The organism is Actinomadura monticuli (genome assembly GCF_041463655.1).
Taxonomy (GTDB): domain Bacteria; phylum Actinomycetota; class Actinomycetes; order Streptosporangiales; family Streptosporangiaceae; genus Spirillospora; species Spirillospora monticuli.
Window position 1 is genome coordinate 240,837 of the sequence record NZ_JAXCEI010000006.1, and the last position, 19,357, is coordinate 260,193.

Here is a 19,357-nt window from a genome sequence, read left to right on the forward strand (position 1 = left end):
TCTTCACGGTAGCAGGACGGGACGCGGTACCCGTCCGCGGAAATAGTTGAATCATCAACTATGTTGCACGCAGCAGTGCACCGCCCGGCCGGACGGGCACCCGAACGAGGGGAGAACCCATGCCTGCCGTGATGGCCGACCCGCTGACCCTGCCCCGCCTCCCGGTGCTGCCGGAGAGCGGCACCGACTGGCGGCGCGTCGCGAAGGTCGTGACCGCCCAGCGCCACCTCGAAGGCGAGGGCTTCCAGGTCCGGCGCCCCTTCCCGGGCATCGACCTGTCCCTGGCCGACCCGTTCCTGCTCCTTGACCACATGGGAGCAGTCGAGTATCTGCCGGGTGAGGCAAAAGGCACTCCGTGGCATCCGCACCGCGGCTTCGAGACGGTCACCTACATCATCGACGGCGCGTTCCAGCACCAGGACACCACCGGGGGCGGCGGTCTCATCGCCGACGGCGCCACCCAGTGGATGACGGCCGCGTCCGGCATCCAGCACATCGAGCAGCCGCCGCCCGAGCTGGTCGCCAAGGGCGGGCTGTTCCACGGCGTCCAGCTGTGGGTGAACCTGCCGCGCGCGCAGAAGTGGCTACCGCCGCGCTACCAGGACATCAAGGCGCGCGACGTCAAGCTGCTGGCGGCCGACGACGGCTCGTCCCTCGTCCGCGTCATCGCCGGGTCGCTCGCCGGGTACGACGGGCCCGGCGTCACCTACACGCCGATCAACTACCTGCACGCGACGGTCGCGCCCGGCGCCCGGCTGGCGCTGCCCTGGCCGCGCGACTTCAACGCGCTGGTCTACGTGCTCTCCGGGCGCGGGACGGCCGGCGTCGAGGAGGCCGGGCTGGACGAGGGGCAGCTCGCCGTGTTCGCCGGCTCGCACCACACGGGCACCGGTGACGGACTGGTGGTCCGCGCCGCCGACAGCCAGCCGGCCGCCAGCGCGAACGGGTGGGAGATCCTCGTCCTCGGCGGGCTGCCGATCCGCGAGCCCGTCGCCCGGTACGGCCCGTTCGTGATGAACACCCGCGACGAGATCATCCAGGCGTTCGAGGACTTCCAGGCCGGCCGCATGGGCACCGTCCCGGCCGAGCAGGTGCCCCATCGGTCCGACGCCGACGAGTCGCTCGCCTGACCGCCGCGGGCGGATCTGCCCGGTAGCCCCGTGCCGGGCGGATCCGCTCTTCGCGGCCCCGGCCGTTCTCCGCGGTTCGCGTGACGGGGCCGGACGCGTGCGCTACTGTGTTCGAATAGTCGAACAGAAGTTCGACCTGTTCGGACGCGCTCGCCCGGGGAGGCGACATGGTGGCGACGGCCGCGCGAGGTCACGAGGCCCCGGCGCGTTGCGCGCGGCGAGGGGAGCGCGCGACACGCCGCAGCGTTTTCTACGCAAATCTACGGCCGCAGCTATATCGCCTCATAGAGTCCGAGAGCGTGGACCCCGTGCGCAATCCCTATGCCCCCGGCGCCGGGCAGCGCCCCCCGGAGCTGGCCGGCCGCGACCGCGAGCTGAAGCAGTTCGAGGTGGTGCTCGAACGCGTGGCCCGCGGCCGTCCCGAGCGCAGCATGATCGTCACCGGGCTGCGCGGGGTCGGCAAGACCGTGCTGCTCAACGCGTTCCGGTCGCAGGCGATCCAGCGGCTGTGGGGGACGGGCAAGATCGAGGCCCGGCCCGACCAGTCGATCCGCCGGCCGGTCGCCTCGGCGCTGCACCGGGCCGTCCGGGAGCTGGCGCCCCGGCACCGCGCCCCCGACCGCATCGAGGACTTCCTCGGCGTCCTCAAGGCGTTCGCGCAGGCGGAGCCCGAGACGTCCGGCAAGGGCAAGGCGCGGGCGCACCGATGGCAGCCCGGCATCGACGTGCCCGCGTCGCGCGGGCGCGCCGACTCCGGCGACCTGGAGATCGACCTCACCGAGCTGTTCGTCGACGCGGCGTCCGTCGCCACCGACGTCGGGGTCGGGATCGCCCTGTTCGTCGACGAGATGCAGGACATCCCCGCCGACGACGTCTCGGCGCTGTGCGCCGCCTGCCACGAGCTGTCGCAGGTCGGCGGGCCGCTGATCGTGGTGGGCGCGGGGCTCCCGCACCTGCCCGCCGTGCTGTCGGCCAGCAAGTCCTACTCCGAGCGGCTCTTCCGGTACGCGCGGATCGACCGGCTCGACCGCGAGTCGGCGGACTTCGCGCTGCTGGCGCCGGCCGAGCGCGAGGACGTGACGTTCACCAAGGACGCCCTCGACGCCCTGTACGGCGCGGCCGACGGCTACCCCTACTTCGTCCAGGCGTACGCGAAGGTCGTCTGGGACGTCGCGCCCGACACCCCGATCACGGCGGACGACATCAAGGTCGCCGCCCCGGAGGCGGAGAGCGAGCTCGCGGTCGGCTTCTTCGGCAGCCGCTACGAGCGCGCCACCCCCGCCGAGCGCGACTACATGCGCGCGATGGCCATGCTCGGCGACGACCCGGTGCCCACGGCGGCGGTCGCGGACGAGCTGGGCCGCAAACCGTCCAGCCTGTCGCCCGCCCGTGACGGGCTCATCAAGAAGGGCCTCATCTACAGCGCCGAGCGCGGCATGGTCGCGTTCACGGTCCCGCACTTCGGCACGTTCCTCCGCTCGCAACCCGCCTGACCGGCGCACCCGACCCGACCAGCACGGACACTCGACCAGCACGGACACCCGACCGCACGCCGCTTCCGCGCTATCCGGTTCTCTAGTGAAAACGCTAGAGAGCGGTAGAAAGATGCATCGAGCCGTGTCGTCCGGTGAATATCCGGCTCTCTAGCCTCAGCCTTAGAGAGTCGTAGATTCTGCTCGCCCTGCCTCTGGGTTTATCTAACCTTTTCTAGATTTTCTTGTAGAAAGCACTAGATAAGTGCAGAGAGCGCCCTGAACCCGGTGTTGTCGGGCGGTGGCGCGTGGGTAAGACCTCGGCGTATGCCCATTCAATGGGCAGTAGGTCTATGTCGGGGGGAAACATGACAGACCAAAACCGGTTCCGCGGTCAGGATCCGGACAACGAGTACGGCCAGGACGAGTACCCGACCCAGGACGAGACGTCCTCCTCCATGGGCGCCTATGACGATTGGCCCACCCAGCGGGACCAGGACGGCCGGTCCCCGGCGAGCGACTACGCGCCCGAGCCGGGCGGCACCCACGGGCAGGACGACCTCATGTCCGACATGGGGGACGGGATGCGGAGCCGCCGGCCCGGCGAGGGGCGCCGGTCGTCCCAGCAGGAGGACGAGTTCGGCGACGAGGAGACCGGCGGAAACCGGTGAAACCGTTCCGCTAGGACGTGAGGGCCGCATCGCATGGTGCGGCCCTCACAGCGGTTCGGGTCGCTCACTGGTTCGGGGCGCTCACAGTGGTTCGGGGTGCTCACAGTGGTTCGGGGCGGGGGCGCCTGGACGGCGACGGCGTGTGCGGAACACGACGTCGTCGCCGCAGATCGTCGGAAAGAGCAGGTAACCGCCGTTTTCTCCCCCCACGGGGGTCTGTTCCCGCTCTCCGTGCGAGGAATCTCTAGCCCGATATTGGACTCGTCCAAGAAGGTGCTAGACGACCGCGGACGCCTCGGGCACCACGATCCCGGCCAAGACGTCCCGGTCCCGTTCGGCGGTCGACACGGCGAACACGATCTCCACGTCCCGGCCGTCCACCCGGGCGGCGAAGGCGACGAACCTCCGGCAGCCCTCCCGCCACACGTCCAGCGGCGCCGCGCTCGCGATCGCGTTCTCGTGCGCGGCCCACGCGGCGCTCTCGTAGAGGGTCGCGTACGTCTCCGCCATCGGGCTGTGCCGCCGCTCGCACGGCGCTCCGGCCGGCGACCGGCGCCGCTCCAGCAGTTCCGCGAGCTCGGGGGACAGCGCCGCGAACAGCGCCACCTCGACCGCGAACACCAGTCCGACCTGCACCTCCACGTCCCGCAGGACGTCCACGCCGGTGAGCGGCGCGCCGAGCGAGGCCACCGCAGCGCAGGTGAACAGCACGGCCCGCAGCACGCTGCGCCGTCCGACCCTCCGGCCGCTGAGGCCGCCGAAGCAGCCGCATCCGGCGTCCGGCCTGTGGACCCGCAGCTCGCCCACCACCCACGTCGCCGCCGCGAACGCGACCGTCGTCGCGAGCCGCACCGACAGGTGCGAGGTCACCAGCAGCGCCAGCCCGAGGACGCCCTCGGCGAGCCCGAGCCCGACCGTCATGCCGCGGCTGCGGCGCACCGCCGTCAGCCGCCCGAGCCCCGCCGGCACCGGCACGCCGTGCACGTGGTCGGGCGCGTCCGCAGTCCGCTCCCGGAAGACCAGCTTGGCCAGGCAGGCCGCCAGCAGCACCCCCGCGAGCAGCAGCACCTGGGTGTTCTGGAACGCCGTCACCATGCCCCCTCCACACGGACGGACGCGTTGAAGCAGCCCGCGTCCAGATCGCCGCCGAGCCTGGCGAACGCGGCCGGCGTCAGCTCGACGATCCGCCCGCGCGGGGACGCGCCGCACTCCACGCACCGGTCGCAGAAGCGCGCCGCCATGCAGCCGCACTCCACCACCGGGACGACGGCGGACCGCCCGCCGCACTCGTTGTGGACGGAGACCTCGCTCCCCACCGACAGGTACGGGAGCGGAACGCAACCGGACGGGGCGCCCGCGCATCCTCCGGCGCTCTCCTCGGAGTCGACCGCCGGATAGGCCACCCCGTCCGGAGTCTCGTCGCCCGCGTCCCCGAACCAGGTCGCCGTCCCGTGCAGCACCTCGGGCACGGGCGCGGTCGCCTCGGGCGCCGCCAGATCGTCGGCCCGGTAGCCCGGCTGGGACGTGCCGGGCCGCACCGCCCGCGGCCCGTCCGGGGACCCGACGCAGATCAGGTCGACCAGGTATCCGGGTTCCAGGCGCGGGTGCCGGACGAGCACCCGTTCGCGGGCGTGCGGGGGGATCACCACATGGGCGCGCCGGCGGTGGACGCCCATGTCCACCTCCACGGTGCCCCGCCCGCACGACAGGATCGTGCCGGCGACGCGCCCGATGTCGACCCAGACCCGGTCGGCGACGCCGCCGTCCTTCTGCCGGACGATCACCGGGCGGCCCGGCCGGAGTGCGGCGAGGCCCCCGCGCCCGCCGTGCCAGACCGTGGTGGTCCCGCTCATCGCGATCCTGGTCTCGGCGCCGTCCGCGGCCAGCACCAGCAGGTGCGGGCCGGCGTCCAGGACGGTCCCGGCCGTGACGCGCAGCGGCGGCGCGGCCCCGGGCCGGGCGGGGGACGTCCCGAACACGGCCGCGCGGCGTCGGCGGCGCGCTTCACGGCTTGCGTACGGCGGCATCGCGACACTCCGGCGGTGATCACTCTGGGCGACTGGAGGTAAGACGGCGAGTCAAGGCTCACGTGCCGTGACCTCGCCTGTCGACGGATTTGTCGCGATAAGTCGGCCAACAGGGGATGTCTGATCTACCTGGGATAAAGATTATGAACTGGTTGACCCGGATATGTGAATTATGTAGGCCCAGAATTACGATCTTCCTGCGATCGTCGACCATACCCGGGAGCGCGGCTCCCCCGACCCCTTGGCCCGGTGGTGATGTGAGCGCGACGCGGCACGAGGAGTTCCGCGAGTACGTCACGGAGCGCAGGCCCGTCCTGCTGCGCGCCGCGAACCGGCTGGTCGCCGACCGCGCCGAGGCCGAGGACCTCCTCCAGGCGGCCCTCGCCAAGACCTACCTCGCCTGGGACCGCATCCAGGACCGCGCCGCCGTCGACGGCTACGTCCGCCGCGCCATGGTCAACACGCAGATCTCCTGGTGGCGCCGCCGCAAGCTGGAGGTCTACCCCACCGACCGCCTCCCCGACCGCCCCGTCCAGGACCACACCGACCGCAGCGAGATGCACGACGCCCTCGGCCGCGCCCTGGACCGCCTCCCCGAACGCCAGCGCCTCGCCGTCATGCTCCGCTACTACGAGGACATGTCCGAACGCGAAATCGCCGAGACGCTGGGCGTCAGCGTGGGCACCGTGAAATCCACCGTGTCCCGGGCCATGACCCGCCTGAGAGAGCTGTACTAGCCCTTCGCCCAGGGGGTCGCCCCTCTCGGCCAACGCTGCAAGAATCCCGTTCTGGAGCCCTTTCTTGCAGGAGGCGTGCCGTGTACAGCACCATGCAGGATTTCCCGCTGACGATTACGACGATCATGCGCTACGGCGCCGGGGTCTTCGGGGACACCGAGGTCTCCACATGGACCGGGGACGGGGCGCGGCGCCGGACCTACGCCGAGGTCGGTGAGCGCGCCGCCCGGCTGGCGGGGGCGCTGCGCGGCCTCGGAGTGGTCGGCGACCAGCGCGTCGCCACGTTCATGTGGAACAACGCCGAGCATCTGGAGGCCTATCTCGCGGTCCCGTCGATGGGGGCCGTGCTGCACACGCTCAACCTGCGGCTGTTCCCCGACCAGCTCGTCTACATCGCGAACCACGCCGAGGACCGGGTCGTCATCGTCGACGGATCGCTGATCCCGCTGCTGGCGCCGGTGCTGCCGCAGCTGAAGACCGTCCGGCACGTGATCGTGGTCGGGGCGGGCGACACGGCGCCGCTGGAGGACGCCGGCAAGGAGCTGCACGGGTACGAGGCGCTGCTGGCGGCGGCGCCGGCGACGTTCGAGTGGCCGGAGATCGACGAGCGGTCCGCGGCGGCGATGTGCTACACGAGCGGCACCACCGGGAACCCCAAGGGCGTCGTGTACTCGCACCGCTCGGCGTACCTGCACTCGATGGCGACGTGCACGGGCAACGCGATCGGGATGAGCGCGTCGGACGTCGTGCTGCCGGTCGTCCCGATGTTCCACGCGAACGCCTGGGGCATGCCCTACGCGGCGGTGACGGCGGGGGCCTCCCTCCTGATGCCGGACCGGTTCCTGCAGGCGGAGCCGCTCGTCCGGATGATCGAGGCCGAGCGCCCGACGATCGCCGGGGCGGTGCCGACGATCTGGTCGGACGTCCTGCGGTACACCAAGGAGCACGGGGCCGACCTGAGCTCGCTGCGGCTCGTGCCGTGCGGCGGGTCGGCGGTGCCGGCGGCGCTGATGCGCGGGTTCGACGAGATCGGCGTCCGGATCGTCCAGGCGTGGGGGATGACGGAGACGTCGCCGGTCGCGTCGGTGGCGCACCCGCCGCCGCGCGCCGCGGGCGAGGACGCGTTCCGGGCGCGGATCAGCCAGGGCCGCGTCCTCGCGGGCCTGGAGATGCGGATCGTCGGGGATGGCGACCGGGTCCTGCCGAGCGACGGCGAGGCGGTGGGCGAGGTCGAGATCCGCGGCCCGTGGATCACCGGCGCCTACCACCTCGACGAGGACCCCGGGAAGTTCCACGACGGCTGGCTCCGGACGGGCGACGTGGGGACGCTGTCGCCGGACGGCTACCTCGTCCTCACCGACCGGGCGAAGGACGTCATCAAGTCCGGCGGCGAGTGGATCTCCTCGGTGGAGCTGGAGAACCACCTGATGGCGCACCCGGACGTCGTGGAGGCCGCGGTGGTCGGCGTCCCGGACGAGCGGTGGCAGGAGCGGCCGCTCGCCTCGGTCGTCCTGCGGGACGGGGCCGAGGTCACGCCGGCCGAGCTGCGGGAGTTCCTGACCGGGCGGATCCCGAAGTGGCAGCTTCCCGAGCGCTGGTCGTTCATCGGCGAAGTCCCCAAGACGTCCGTCGGCAAGTTCGACAAAAAGGTGCTGCGGCGCCGTTACGCGGACGGTGACCTGGAGGTCCGGCGGGCCGACTGACCTGGTGGTCATGACAGGCGGCTGACTCGATTCTTACGCGGAGTCAGCCGCCACGTGGTCACGGAGTGCGGCGGCATCTCACCCGGGTGTTACCTTAATGGTGATTTCGGGAGATGATGTGGTGCAGATGGGGTCCGCGGGTGTATGCAAGGTGGGCTGATTGTCCGGATGACCCTCGTGGGGGCGGGCCCCTCATGCCGCTGCCGGGAGCGTGAATGCCCAGGTTGTCCACCTCCGCACGCTCGGCCGACCGCGAACTGGTCAAGGGGCTGAACGAAGGCGACGAGGCCGCTCTCGCCACGCTCTATGACGAGTACGCCGAGCGCCTCTACGACTACGCCCTGTCAATGTCGGGGGACCCGAAAGTCGCCGCCGATATCGTCCACGACACGTTCATCGACGCGTGCCGCCGCGCCCCCCGGATGCGCGATCATCTGCACCTCGGGCCCTGGTTGTACGGGGCGGCCCGGCGCCGCTGCGTCCGGCGGGGCCGCGCGAAAGTGCTGTTCTGGGACCGGGACGGCGAATTCGCCGACGCCCCCTTCCCGGACCGCGCCGACGAGGACGACCTCGGCCTCGAATGGCCGCCTTCGGACGAGCTGCACGGCCTGCTGCGCGCCGCCCTGTCCCGGCTGGAGCCCGCCGACCAGGAGGTGATGCTCCTGGCGTTCCGGCACGGGCTGCGCCCGGCCCGGCTCGGGACGACCCTCGGCCTGTCGGCGCGGCGGGCCGCGCAGCGGGTGCACAAGGGCGGCGCCGACCTGGAGGCGTCACTCCAGATCGCGGTCCGCGACGCCGAGCGGGCGTGCGCCGCCCGGACCGCGGAGCCGGAGGAGACGGAGTCCGGGGCGCCGGCGGCCGGCGTGCCCGCCGCCCCTGTGCGGGAGGAGGCCGCCGCGGCCGGCCCGCCGCCGCGTCCGGCCAGAGGGATGGCGCGCATCCTGCACCGCCGGGGCGACGACTCCCCCGCCGACACCGAGACCGAGCAGCACGTCGCCGGCTGCCGCGACTGCCTGCGCCGCGGCCGGGTGTCCCCCGCCGCGCTGCTGCGCCGGGCGCCCGCGCCGATCCTCCCGGCCGCGCTCCGGCACCGCGTCATGCACACCGCCACCGACCCCGAACTGGCCGGCTACCGGGCCGACATCGCCGCCCGGGGCGGCGCGCTCACCCCGTCCGGCCTGCCGATCCAGCCGGACGTGCCGTCGCCGTTCACCCGCCGGTGGCTGTTCACCGGCGGCGGGATGGCGGGCGCGCTGGTCGCCGCGGTCGTCGCCGTGCTGGTGATGGGGCCCGGCATCGGCAGCGGGCCGCTGTCCTGGCCGCCGTTCCGCACGGGCCCGGCGCCGTCGATCACCCATGAGCCGTCCGACGACGGCGGCGGCCACGGCAGGCGGCCGTCCCAGGGGCCCGACGGGGGACCCCAGGGGCAGCCCGCCCAGCCGCCCGCGAACCCGCAGACGGACGAGAAGGGGCCGCAGGAGACCAAGAACCCGTCGCCGGGGCCGTCGCAGCCGGCCGACCCGCCGGTCCAGCCCGGCGTCCTCGTGGTGAACCCCGCCAAGGTCGAGATGTACGGCACCAAGACCGCGCAGGTCAGCCTCGCCGCCCGGAGCGGGCCGGTGACATGGACGGCGATGACGTCGACGAGCCAGCTGATCCTCTCGCAGATGCAGGGCGGCATGTCCGAAGGCGACACGACGAGCCTGACGCTGACCCTCCGCACCGCGATCATCGGCCTGCCCGGCCAGGGGACGCTGACGTTCACCGACTCCGAGGGCGCACTGCACCAGGTGACGGTCGTCTGGGGCGCCACGCTGCTGTGACGGGGCTCCGGCGGCCCTGCCTCCGGCGTCAGCGGGCGGGCTGCTCCCCGAGCGCGTCCCGGATCATCTCCAGGCGCTCGCCGAGCGCCTCCTGGACGCGGGTCTCCATCGCCCGCGCGATGAACGGGTCGACGACCATCTTCACGAGCGGCCGCATCCGGCGGACCACGGCGGCGACCTCGGCGACCTTGTCGCCCTCCGGGACGGGCGCCCCCTCCAGCCGGTCGAAGACGTGCTCCTGGACGAGGTTGACGAACCGTCCGGCGATCACGTCGCAGTCGTCGCGGATCTCCGCGGCGATGTCGAGCACCGAGTCGAGCGGGATGCCGGCGGCGACCAGCTCCGCGCCCACGTGCAGCAGCCGCGGGCTCGGCACCCGGAACTTCTCGCCCTCCGGCTCGATCAGCCCGATCTCGACCGTCCGCTGCTGGATGCGGGCGATCTCGGCCTCGTCCAGCCCGGAGCCGAAGATCTCGACGAGCTCCTCGTAGGTGGCGGTGCCGGGGATCTCGTCCGACCACGGATCGGTCAGGACCTTCTCCAGCCCGAGGACCTCGCCGACGTCCTTGCCCGTCTCCCACGCCGACAGCAGGTCCTTGATGATCGCGAACGTGTAGCCGCGGCCGAGTAGCTGGCCGATCAGGCGGAGCCGTGCGAGGTGCGAGTCGTCGTACATCCCGACGCGGCCTTCCAGGCGCGGCGGCGGCAGCAGGCCGCGGTCCTGGTAGGCGCGGATGTTGCGCACGGTGCTGTCGGCCAGCCGCGCCAGCTCGTCGATTCGGTACTCGGCCATGCCCCCGCCCGCCGCTCGGATGAGGCGATCTTACTCCGGCACCATTGTTACATCGATCGATGGCACATAGGCTTGCCGCCATGGCGGACGACATCGAGGAGACACTCCTCGGCGGCCCCCTGCGCTACACGCGCAAGGAGGTCGAGGCCCTCTCGGGCGTCACCGACGACTACGCGCGCCGGATCTGGCAGGCCCTCGGCTTCCCGGCCTCGCCCGACGACGAGGTCGCCTTCACCGACGGCGACGTCGCCGCGCTCCGCGAGATCAAGGACCTGCTTTCCCACCCGATGGTGGACGAGGAGATGGTCCTCCAGTTGGCCCGCGCCGTCGGCCAGACGATGGGGCGCCTCGCGAGCTGGCTCGGCGACGTGTGGCTTCAGCGGCTCGGCGAACTCCCCTCCGACGAGCCCCTCACGCCCGAACTCGTCACCGCCGCGCTCGCCGCCACCGAGGAGCTGCGCCCGGCGTTCGAGCGCCTCCTGCTGCACGGCTGGCGCCGCCAGCTCACCGCCGCCGGCATGCGTGTCGCCGCCACGACGGCCACCGCCCACGCCGACCCCGCCGCCGGCCTCGCCCACCTCGCGGTCGGCTTCGCCGACGTCGTGTCCTTCACCCGGCTCAGCCGCAGCCTCGACGGCGACGCTCTGGCCGCCTTCGTCGAACGCTTCGAATCCACCGTCGCCGAGATCGTCGCGGAGGCCGGCGGCCGCGTCGTCAAGACCCTCGGCGACGAGGTCCTGTTCGTCGCGCCCACGCCGTCCGGCGCCGCCGAGATCGGCCTGCGCATCGCGGACCACTTCAACGCGGCCCCCGACTTCCCCAAGGTCCGCGTGGGCATCGCCTACGGCGAGGTCATCCAGCGCTTGGGCGACGTCTTCGGCACCCCGGTCAACATGGCCGCCCGGCTGACCTCCACCGCCTACCCGGGGACGGTCCTGGCCGGCCCCGACCTGGCCGCGGCCCTCCCCAAGGACGCCTACGAGGCGTCGAGCCTCCGGCCCCGTCCCCTCCAGGGACTGGGCCGGGTGAGGCCGTACCTGCTGCGCCGCACTCACCGCCCCGCCGGTCCGTCCTAGACGGCGGCGTCCAGGTTGTCGGTCACGCGCTGGAGGGTGTGGAAGAGATCCGACAGTTCGGCCGGGCTCAGGCCGGTCGACGCCAGCATGCGCCGGGGGACGTCCAGCGCCCGCGAACGGAGGGCGGCGCCCGCCTCGGTCAGGTGGACCGACACCGAGCGCTCGTCCTCGCGGCTCCGGCGCCGCTCCACGAGGCCCGCCGTCTCCAGGCGCTTCAGCAGCGGGGACAGGGTGCCGGAGTCCAGGCGGAGGCGTTCGCCCAGCCGCTTCACCGTGAGACCGTCCGCCTCCCACAGCACGAGCATGACGAGGTACTGGGGATAGGTCAGCCCGAGCGGGCGAAGCTCCGTCCGGTACCGCGCGTCGAACGCCCGCGAGGCCGCGTGCAGCGCGAAGCAGACCTGCGCGTCCAGCCTCAGAAGCTCCCCATCGCCCATCCCCCCATCCTACGTTCGGTTGCCCACAACCAATCCGATCCGGCGCGGCTACGCCAGGACGGCCGCCTCCACCTGTCCGGAGTACTCCTTCACGACCTGGTCGCCGTTGTAGAGCCGGACGGTCACCGAGGCCATCGCTCCGCCGGGGGCGGGGCCGTCCGCGCCGCCGCCGCTCCTCCTGAGGACGAAGAACCGGCCGCTCACGGGCGCCTCCGCCGACCTGCCGTCCGGGGCCGTGAAGGTGATGCGCGTGCCACCCGGCACCACCCGCCCGGCCACGTGGAACTCCCACCCCGTTCTGGAGCCGGGGGCGTCGAAGCGAAGAGTGCCGCTGCCCGTGTCGTCGTAGATCACGTGGTCGGGGACGGTCGTGAGGGGAACACCCCAGACACGGGCGGATTGGTTCGGAGCCCGATCGTCCGTCGCCGGCCTGCCGGATCGGTCGAGCCGGCAGAGCCGGTACGCCGTGCCGCTGCCCAGCAGCACGGTCCGTCCGCGGGAGTCACGGACGGACTCGGCCAGGACCCGGAAGTCGGACACCATCGTCCCCGGCCCGGTCAGCCGGCCAACTGTCGCGGGATCGTCCGTGACCGGAACGGTGATGAGCGGATCGCCGACCATGCACGCGCGCACGAGGGCGAACTGCGCGGAAGTGTTACCGGGCAGCACCCGGGCGCCCGCCCGGCGCTCGACCACCGCCTCCGTCGGCCCGGACGAGCCGGTCGTGGCCAGCAGCGCCGCCGTCACGCCTCCGGCGGCGACCACGGTGGCCACCGTGACGAGGGCCGTACGGCCGAGCCACCCGATGTCTCCCACCGCCGCCCTCTCCTCGCCTCGGCCATCGCGGCGAACCGGAACGATCATCCACAGCGGGGCGAGGAGACGCAACCACGTGGACGTCCGCTGCACCGGCCGCCCCGCGCACGGTGCCGGTTGAGGCGGTACGGTCTCCGGTCCGGCTGCCGGGCCGGACTTGCCGCTGTTTCAAGGCTTGCCGGATAAGGTCGGTACCCCCGGCCTCCCCTGCGGAGGACGAGGACCGGGTCTCGGGCGCGTCGTCACGGGACCCGGCCAGGCTCGAAGAGCCATCACTTGACCAAGGTGACACGGTAGGGCGTGGAGGTCGGTCTTGGTGCGTCGTATGGCCGACGAGGCGTTCCGGGACGAGCAGCAGCGGAATCGGTACGCACCGCACGTCCGCCCGGTCAACGAAATGATCGACGCCCTTCGCGGCCAGGACGGCCGGGGCTGGATGCCGCATGTGGCGCCGTGGCACGGCGGTGTGCGGGCGCGGGTGCTGTCGGTGCTGCGCGATCCCGGCCCCAAGACCCAGGACGGAACGGGCTCGGGCTTCCTGTGCGTGGAGAACGACGACCCGACCGCCGAACTGCAATGCCGAGCCTTCGACGCGGCGGGCATCGCCCCTCGCGACGTCACCCCCTGGAACGCCTACCCCTGGTACATCAACCGAGCGCCGAAGGCCGCCGAACGGCAGGCCGGAGTCGACCCGCTGCTTCGCGTTCTCGGACTGATGCCGCGACTCCGCGTCGTCCTTCTGCAGGGCCGTGACGCGCAGGACACCTGGCGCCGGCTGGTCGCCCGCCACCCCGAGATCCTCCAACGCGGCAGCCTGCAGGTCGTGAGCACCTACCATCCGGGTAGGCAGGCTCTGTGGTCCAAGGATCCGGCCGTCCGCCAAGCCCGAGGACAAGACCGGATCCACGCCTACGCCCGCGTCGCCCAAGCCCTTGCGGAGTCGTAGGCCGCGGCGTCCGCTGCGGGCCCGACATTCCGGGGTGCTGTGTCGTCGTACTGGTGACATGTCGAGACCCCATCCGACGGGAGGTGACGAGTCATGACGCCTGCGCACCGCGAAGTAGCCGAAGCCGAGATCAGGCAGCAGATAGAGAAGATCGTCGAAGGGATTCGCGCCAAGGACCTGGAGGGCCTGAGGCGTCTCTATGCGACGGACGTCGTCTCCTTCGACGTCGAGCCGCCGCTTCAGCATGTGGGGGTGGCGGCGAAGCTGGAGAACTGGACGAGGGCGTTCACGCCCTTCCAGGACCTGGATTACGAGCTTCGCGAACTGACGTTCACCGTCGGCGATGACGTCGCGTTCGGCCACGGTTTCGGCCGGCTCAGCGGCACGATGAAGGACGGAACGGCGACGCGCGGCATGTGGGTCCGGGCCACGTTCTGCTTCCGGAAGACCGACGGCCGCTGGTTGATAGCACACGACCAGTTCTCGGTGCCGCTCGACGTCGCGAGCGGGAGGGGCGTGACCGACCTCGAGCCCTGACGAAGTCCCGTGCCGCTGACCAGCGCGAGGTGATCGGTCAGTACTGGTCGGGGACCCAGTTGCCGTGGAAACCGGTCGGCACGCGGACGGGGAGGTGGACGACGGCGACCGGGTCGCCGGTGAAGTCCTGCGCGGAGATGATGAACAGGTCGGTGGCGGCGCGCTCGGTGTCGTAGGCGAGGGTCATCAAGTAGCCGTCGTCCTCGGCGGAGCCGGGCGCGGACGGGACGAAGACGGCCTCGCCGACCCCCGAACCCGGCTTGAAGAGCCGGGCGTCGGTGCGTCCCGTCCGGTAGTCGCGCTTGAGGAGCGCCTCCCCGGCGGGCTCGGTGGCGGACGCCTGCGCGGTGACCGTGTAGCCGTAGCGATGCGGCAGCGAGGTCAGGCGCTCGTCGACGCGGGGGAACTCCTGCGCGCGGTCGTCGAGGGTCTCCTGCGCGACCGTCCCGGCGGCGGGGTCGATGGTCCAGCGGTCCAGCACGGGCGGCGGGTTGTCCTCCAGGCGGCCGTCCCGCAGGAAGCTGGGGAACTTCGCCAGGTCCAGGACGATCCGGTCGCCGTCGTCGTAGGCGTTCATGGTGTGGAAGACCCAGCACGGCTCGATGTCGATCCATCGCACGTCGGCCGCGTCCCCGGTGCGGGGCAGCAGGCCGATCCTCGCCGGGTGCGCGTCGTTCCACGCGTACGGGAGCGCGGCACCGGACATCGCCATCTCCATGGAGAAGGTGACGGGCAGGTCGTAGATGACGACGTACTTCTGCGTCAGGGCGAGGTCGTGCACCATCGGTCCGTCGGAGACGGGGATGTCGACCGAGCGGGTGACGAGCCCGGACGTGCTCAGCACCGTGTACTGCAGGTGCTCCCAGCCGAAGTAGTAGGCGACGGCGTGCAGGTCACCGGTGTGAGGGTCCTTCTTGGCGTGCGCGCTGTAGCCGCCCTTCAGCGTGCCGCCGAAGTCGCACGGTCCGAGCGTGTCGAGGTCGTGGCTCAGCTCGTACGGCCGAAACCCGCCCTCCATCAGGGCGAACGTGCGTCCGCCTTGGCCGAGCACATTGGTGTTCGGGGCGAAGTCGAAGTCGTTGAAGACCGGCCCTTCGGGCCATTCCTCGCCGAGCCGGGCGGCGACGCGCCGGGACCGGACCCACCGGTTGCGGTACCACTCCGCGCGGCCGTCGCGCAGCCGCACGCCGTGGACCATCCCGTCGCCGACGAACCAGTGGTAGGACTCGGTGTCCTCCAGCCCGAGGGGGTTGGGACCGATCCGCAGGTAGCGGCCGTTCAGCTCGGCCGGGACGCGTCCGGTGACGGGCACGTCGTCGGCGGTGACCTCTTCGGTGACGGGGGCGAGCAGACCGTTCAGGTAGGAGTTGGACATCACGGACCTCGTTTCTCTCCGGTGGACGGTGCGCGGAACAGTCCGCCCCCCATGGCGATGAGGGTGGCGTCGAAGACCTCGTCGGCGCGGTCCGCCAGGTGGCCCGCCAGTTCGAGGCTCACCACCCCGTGGATGGCGGCCCAGAGCGACGCGGCGACATGGCGCGGCTCGCCGCCGGCGAGCAGCCCGGCGGCGGCGCAGGCGGCCACGGCGTCCTCCAGGATCGCGAAGGTCTCCGCGGCCCGGACCACCGCCTCGTCGCTCGGCTGGAACCCCGGCACCGGCTCGCCGAACATCAGCCGGTAGTAGTTGCGGTCGGCCAGGGCGTTGGCGCGGTAGGCGCGTCCGAGGTCGGACAGGTAGGCCAGCGGGTCGGGCCGAACCGGCACCGCGGCCAGCCGCCGCCGGAACCGCTCGAACGCCTCGGCGTACAGCGCCTCCATCAGCCCGGCCTTCCCGGAGAACATCCGGTACAGGACGGTCGTTGAGCAGCCGACGTCGGCGGCGATCCGCCGCAGCGTCAGCGCCCCCGGCCCCTCCGCGGCCAGCAGCCGGCTGGCCGCGTCCAGCAACGACGTGCGGATCGCCTCGTCGCCCCGCTGCTGAGCCACCTCGTACGCGCTCGGAGCCATACCGCCCTCAGTAACAACGTTTTTGATCAGTAACGCTGTTATAGAGCGCTTCTGGGCGCGCGTCAATCCCTGGACTCCGGAGCCCGCGCCCGCGCGGACGCCGGCCGGGCGGGCCGGTCTCGGCGGGCGGGCGCCCTCCGCGGCCCCCGATCAGCGGTTGAAATCGAAGAAGGGGTCGCCGTCCGGAAGGGCGCTCGGTTGCGGGAAGGGTTCCTGTCGTGCCGCCGGAGGGGGTGGAGGCTTTTCGCGTACCCGGAACGCTCCCCGGCCGTCAACGGGATCGGACACCTTGCGGACGGCCTCGGCCCAGTCCGCGTTCGGCCATTTCGTCGTGGAGTCCCACGTGCACCGAGCGAAATGGTGCAGTGCGTGGTTCTGGTGAAGCGGACCAGAAATGTAGCCCAGGAGGGCCTTGGAGAAATCCGCGCCGGTAAGGTCGGCGCCGGTGAAAATGGCCCCCACCATATGGGCGCTGATGAGCTTGGTCCGCACGAGTTTGGCGTCGTGGAAACACCAGAAGCCGACCTCGGGGGCGCCGCCGAGACCGGCACCGCTCAGGTCGGCATCGGTCAGGTCGGCGCCGATGAAATCGCCGACGATGCCGAACTCGGCGTCGCGAAGATCCGCCCCGACGAGTGTGGAGCCGGTGAACTGGGCCCCCATGCGCCCGGCCTGGCTCGGGTCGGCCTCGGACAGATCGGCATGACGCAGATCGGCTCCGCTGAGGTCGGCTCCGGTGAGGTCGGCGCCCGCGGGGAACCGGACGCCCCGCAGGTCGGCGCCGCGCAAGTCCTTGCCGACGAGGCGGGCCACGGTCTCGGCGCTACCGCCCTCGATCAGCGCGGCCAGGTCCCCCGGCGAGCGGGACGGCCGACCGGACCCCGTCCCCTCGCCGGTGATCGCGTCCGCAGGGACGACCTTGCCATGCAGCGCATACAGCTGAAAACCGTCGCGGTAGCGAATGGCCGGTCCCGTCCGGCAGTGCAGCACCGGAGGCGGTTCTTCCCCAGCCCGCGGCGCGTCGGCGAGACGTACCTCGGCGGGGCGCTCGCACACAAGGCAGACGTCCTCGAAAGGCCACCAGCCGCCGCAGGACTCGACGAGCTCTTCCCACAGCGCCAGCCTGCGATCCCAGATCGCCCGCCGACGCTTGCGACCGAGCCGGCCGCCCTTCTTGGCTTGACCACCACTGAGCAGGTACAGGAGGAACTCGCCCGGCTCGGGCTCACCGTGAGCGGCCGCGATCGCCTTGGGGTTCGGCGCGCCGTACCCGCTCCAGTCCCATTCGGAGTCATCGCGAGGAGAGTCGATCCAAACCAGCCGCGGCTGCGGCGCGCCGACCAGTCCGTACAGTCCCCGAATCGCCGCCTCGGCACGGGGCCGGTCGGCCGGCTCGGTGGCCCGCCGCCCCGCCCAACGAGGCAGGCGAGCGACCAGCCGTCTGATGTCCAGGCCGACCACACTCGGGTTGACATAGAGCTGCGTATTCAACGGGCGAGGAAGGGCCATACTCGCTCCCTATCACGGGACGCGCCGCACATCCATGCCCGAGGCAATACCACTCCACCCGGTCGAACGCCTTCCGCGCCCACCTTCAATTCCGGCAGCCCTAAACAATCATTCACGCCGGCGCACGCCATCAAGGACCGGCCACGTCCGCCAGCTCGACGCACTCGGCAGCGTTAGAGCCGCTGACGACCGCCTCGGACATTCCCGGTCCACGGGTTCAGGGCCCGTCGCCGGAGGCGGCGTCGATCGCTTCGAGCTTGTCGTCGTCGAGGGCCCGGGGGACGCGGAGCGGGGCGCCCGTCCGCGAGGTCAGCGGAGGAGACGGTTCACCATCTGCTCGATGAGGTCGTCGGTCGAGTAGGGCTCCAGGAGGGCGGGGGCGGTGAGGTCGTCCACGATCAGTCCGGACATGGCGAAATAGAGCAGGGCGACGCCGGTGCGGTCCCCGGGCAGCTCCGCGTTCACGTGGTAGTCGACGACCTCCCGGTGCTCCTCGGTGAGGAACCCGCTGAGCTCGGCGTTCAGGCCGGCGCGGCGGGTGGCCTCCAGGCGAAGCTCAAGCATGGCGAGGTTGCCGGCGCGGTCGCCGCGCATCCGGGCCAGCAACTGGCGCATCAGCTCGGCGACCAGCTCGTGCGACGGCGTCCGCTCCATGGTCTCGGCGAGCGCCTCGGGGTCGGGGGTGAGGCGCTCCCGAGTGCGCCGCATCACCTGGGCGAGCAGCTCGTCCCGGTTGGCGAAGTAGTTGGAGGCGGTGCCGGTGGGCACGCCCGCCTGCTTGTCGATCGCGCGCAGCGTCAGACCGCGTGAGCCCTCCCGGGCCAGGACGTCGATGGCGGCGTCGAGGAGCGCCGTGCGCCGGGTCGGGTTCTGTCGCATGGAGACCTCCGCGAAGGACGATTGACACCACTGCAAGTGCAGTACTAACGTTCAAACCACTTCAATCACAGTACTACGATCGCAGTGATCAGAGGGAGTCTCCATGCGAAAGCTCGTCTACTACATCGCCACCACCCTCGACGGCTTCATCGCCGGCCCGGACGGCGCCGACCCCACCGGCCCGGACGGCTTCTGGCCCGTCCCCGCGGACTACATCGAGCACCTCGTGGCCAACTACCCCGAGACCCTCCCCGGGCCGGCACGGGCGGCGCTATCGGTCACCGCCGAGGGCACCCGTTTCGACACCGTCCTGGAAGGACGCCGCAGCTACGAGATCGGACTGAAGGCCGGGATCACCGACGCCTACCCGCACCTGCGGCACCTGGTCTTCTCCCGGACCCTCGCCGAAAGCCCCGACCCCGCCGTCGAACTCGTCGCCACCGACCCCGCCGAGAAGGTCCGGGAACTCAAGCGTCAGGACGGCAAGGACATCTGGCTGGTCGGCGGCGGCGAACTCGCCGGCGCCCTGTACGGCGAGATCGACCGGCTCGTCCTCAAGGTGGGCCCGCTGACCATCGGCACCGGCATCCCGCTCTTCTCCCGCACGGCCGCCTTCGACCCGCGCACCTGGGAGCTGACCGACCACACCGTCCTCGGCAGCGGCGCCGCGTTCCTCACCTACGACCGACCCGCCGACCCCACCGCCGGCAAGTGAGGCCACATCCAAGTCACGGGCCACACGTCCTGTCGAAGACGCCATTCTCCTTTAGACGCCATCCGGCACGCGCGGGAAT

The 19,357-nt window shown here is 71.7% G+C and carries 19 protein-coding genes; 10 read left to right on the plus strand and 9 right to left on the minus strand.

Annotation, left to right across the window (positions count from 1 at the left end; all coding sequences use genetic code 11):
* Positions 1-119 precede the first annotated feature (119 nt).
* From SM611_RS15705 to SM611_RS15715, 3 genes are all read left to right on the plus strand, one after another.
* On the plus strand, positions 120-1,130 hold the full coding sequence (locus SM611_RS15705; RefSeq protein ID WP_371950271.1) for a pirin family protein: 1,011 nt from the start codon (positions 120-122) through the stop codon (positions 1,128-1,130).
* 308 nt (positions 1,131-1,438) lie between these two features.
* On the plus strand, positions 1,439-2,623 hold the full coding sequence (locus tag SM611_RS15710) for an ATP-binding protein (RefSeq protein ID WP_443112135.1): 1,185 nt from the start codon (positions 1,439-1,441) through the stop codon (positions 2,621-2,623).
* Between the two features lie 347 nt (positions 2,624-2,970).
* Positions 2,971-3,273, plus strand: coding sequence for a hypothetical protein (locus SM611_RS15715; protein WP_371950273.1), 303 nt, complete (start codon positions 2,971-2,973; stop codon positions 3,271-3,273).
* Positions 3,274-3,549: 276 nt separating this feature from the next.
* Here SM611_RS15715 and SM611_RS15720 read toward each other — a convergent pair whose 3' ends face one another.
* A complete protein-coding gene (locus SM611_RS15720; protein WP_371950274.1) occupies positions 3,550-4,368 on the minus strand; it encodes a MauE/DoxX family redox-associated membrane protein in 819 nt (272 codons plus the stop codon).
* A complete protein-coding gene (locus SM611_RS15725) occupies positions 4,362-5,300 on the minus strand; it encodes a hypothetical protein (RefSeq protein WP_371950275.1) in 939 nt (312 codons plus the stop codon). Before SM611_RS15725 ends, SM611_RS15720 begins: the two co-directional genes overlap by 7 nt.
* A gap of 257 nt (positions 5,301-5,557) precedes the next feature.
* Between SM611_RS15725 and SM611_RS15730 the strand changes: the two genes are divergently transcribed.
* The 3 genes from SM611_RS15730 to SM611_RS15740 all read left to right on the plus strand — a co-directional run bounded on the left by SM611_RS15730 (position 5,558) and on the right by SM611_RS15740 (position 9,563).
* Positions 5,558-6,037 carry a SigE family RNA polymerase sigma factor gene (locus SM611_RS15730; protein ID WP_371950276.1) on the plus strand — a complete coding sequence of 160 codons (480 nt, stop codon included), beginning with the start codon at positions 5,558-5,560 and terminating at the stop codon, positions 6,035-6,037.
* 80 nt (positions 6,038-6,117) lie between these two features.
* Positions 6,118-7,740 carry a long-chain fatty acid--CoA ligase gene (locus tag SM611_RS15735; protein WP_371950277.1) on the plus strand — a complete coding sequence of 541 codons (1,623 nt, stop codon included), beginning with the start codon at positions 6,118-6,120 and terminating at the stop codon, positions 7,738-7,740.
* Between the two features lie 215 nt (positions 7,741-7,955).
* Positions 7,956-9,563 carry an RNA polymerase sigma factor gene (locus SM611_RS15740; protein ID WP_371950278.1) on the plus strand — a complete coding sequence of 536 codons (1,608 nt, stop codon included), beginning with the start codon at positions 7,956-7,958 and terminating at the stop codon, positions 9,561-9,563.
* Positions 9,564-9,591: 28 nt separating this feature from the next.
* Here SM611_RS15740 and SM611_RS15745 read toward each other — a convergent pair whose 3' ends face one another.
* The gene (locus SM611_RS15745) at positions 9,592-10,356 is read right to left on the minus strand and encodes a MerR family transcriptional regulator (RefSeq protein WP_371950279.1); all 765 of its coding nucleotides are present in this window, start codon (positions 10,354-10,356) and stop codon (positions 9,592-9,594) included.
* Positions 10,357-10,436: 80 nt separating this feature from the next.
* Between SM611_RS15745 and SM611_RS15750 the strand changes: the two genes are divergently transcribed.
* Positions 10,437-11,432: an adenylate/guanylate cyclase domain-containing protein gene (locus SM611_RS15750; RefSeq protein WP_371950280.1), complete on the plus strand. Its 996-nt coding sequence runs from the start codon at positions 10,437-10,439 to the stop codon at positions 11,430-11,432.
* On the opposite strand, the gene SM611_RS15755 is transcribed toward SM611_RS15750, so the two are convergent.
* Together SM611_RS15755 and SM611_RS15760 are read right to left on the minus strand one after the other, a co-directional pair.
* Complete coding sequence (locus SM611_RS15755) at positions 11,429-11,869, minus strand: MarR family winged helix-turn-helix transcriptional regulator (protein WP_371950281.1); 441 nt, start codon at positions 11,867-11,869, stop codon at positions 11,429-11,431. The genes SM611_RS15750 and SM611_RS15755 overlap by 4 nt on opposite strands.
* Before the next feature lie 48 nt (positions 11,870-11,917).
* Positions 11,918-12,685: a hypothetical protein gene (locus tag SM611_RS15760; RefSeq protein WP_371950282.1), complete on the minus strand. Its 768-nt coding sequence runs from the start codon at positions 12,683-12,685 to the stop codon at positions 11,918-11,920.
* Between the two features lie 316 nt (positions 12,686-13,001).
* On the opposite strand from SM611_RS15760, the gene SM611_RS15765 reads away from it, so the two are divergent.
* Both SM611_RS15765 and SM611_RS15770 read left to right on the plus strand, forming a co-directional pair.
* The gene (locus SM611_RS15765) at positions 13,002-13,631 is read left to right on the plus strand and encodes a uracil-DNA glycosylase (RefSeq protein WP_443112136.1); all 630 of its coding nucleotides are present in this window, start codon (positions 13,002-13,004) and stop codon (positions 13,629-13,631) included.
* A gap of 93 nt (positions 13,632-13,724) precedes the next feature.
* Positions 13,725-14,168, plus strand: a complete 444-nt coding sequence (locus SM611_RS15770) for a YybH family protein (RefSeq protein ID WP_371950284.1) — start codon at positions 13,725-13,727, stop codon at positions 14,166-14,168.
* Between the two features lie 37 nt (positions 14,169-14,205).
* Here SM611_RS15770 and SM611_RS15775 read toward each other — a convergent pair whose 3' ends face one another.
* From SM611_RS15775 to SM611_RS15790, 4 genes are all read right to left on the minus strand, one after another.
* Positions 14,206-15,543 carry a carotenoid oxygenase family protein gene (locus tag SM611_RS15775; protein ID WP_371950285.1) on the minus strand — a complete coding sequence of 446 codons (1,338 nt, stop codon included), beginning with the start codon at positions 15,541-15,543 and terminating at the stop codon, positions 14,206-14,208.
* Positions 15,543-16,175 carry a TetR/AcrR family transcriptional regulator gene (locus SM611_RS15780; protein WP_371950286.1) on the minus strand — a complete coding sequence of 211 codons (633 nt, stop codon included), beginning with the start codon at positions 16,173-16,175 and terminating at the stop codon, positions 15,543-15,545. Before SM611_RS15780 ends, SM611_RS15775 begins: the two co-directional genes overlap by 1 nt.
* Positions 16,176-16,325: 150 nt before the next feature.
* On the minus strand, positions 16,326-17,684 hold the full coding sequence (locus SM611_RS15785; RefSeq protein WP_371950287.1) for a pentapeptide repeat-containing protein: 1,359 nt from the start codon (positions 17,682-17,684) through the stop codon (positions 16,326-16,328).
* 309 nt (positions 17,685-17,993) lie between these two features.
* Positions 17,994-18,563: a TetR/AcrR family transcriptional regulator gene (locus SM611_RS15790; RefSeq protein ID WP_371950288.1), complete on the minus strand. Its 570-nt coding sequence runs from the start codon at positions 18,561-18,563 to the stop codon at positions 17,994-17,996.
* A gap of 103 nt (positions 18,564-18,666) precedes the next feature.
* Here SM611_RS15790 and SM611_RS15795 point away from each other — a divergent pair, with 103 nt between their 5' ends.
* Complete coding sequence (locus tag SM611_RS15795) at positions 18,667-19,278, plus strand: dihydrofolate reductase family protein (RefSeq protein ID WP_371950289.1); 612 nt, start codon at positions 18,667-18,669, stop codon at positions 19,276-19,278.
* Positions 19,279-19,357 lie beyond the last annotated feature (79 nt).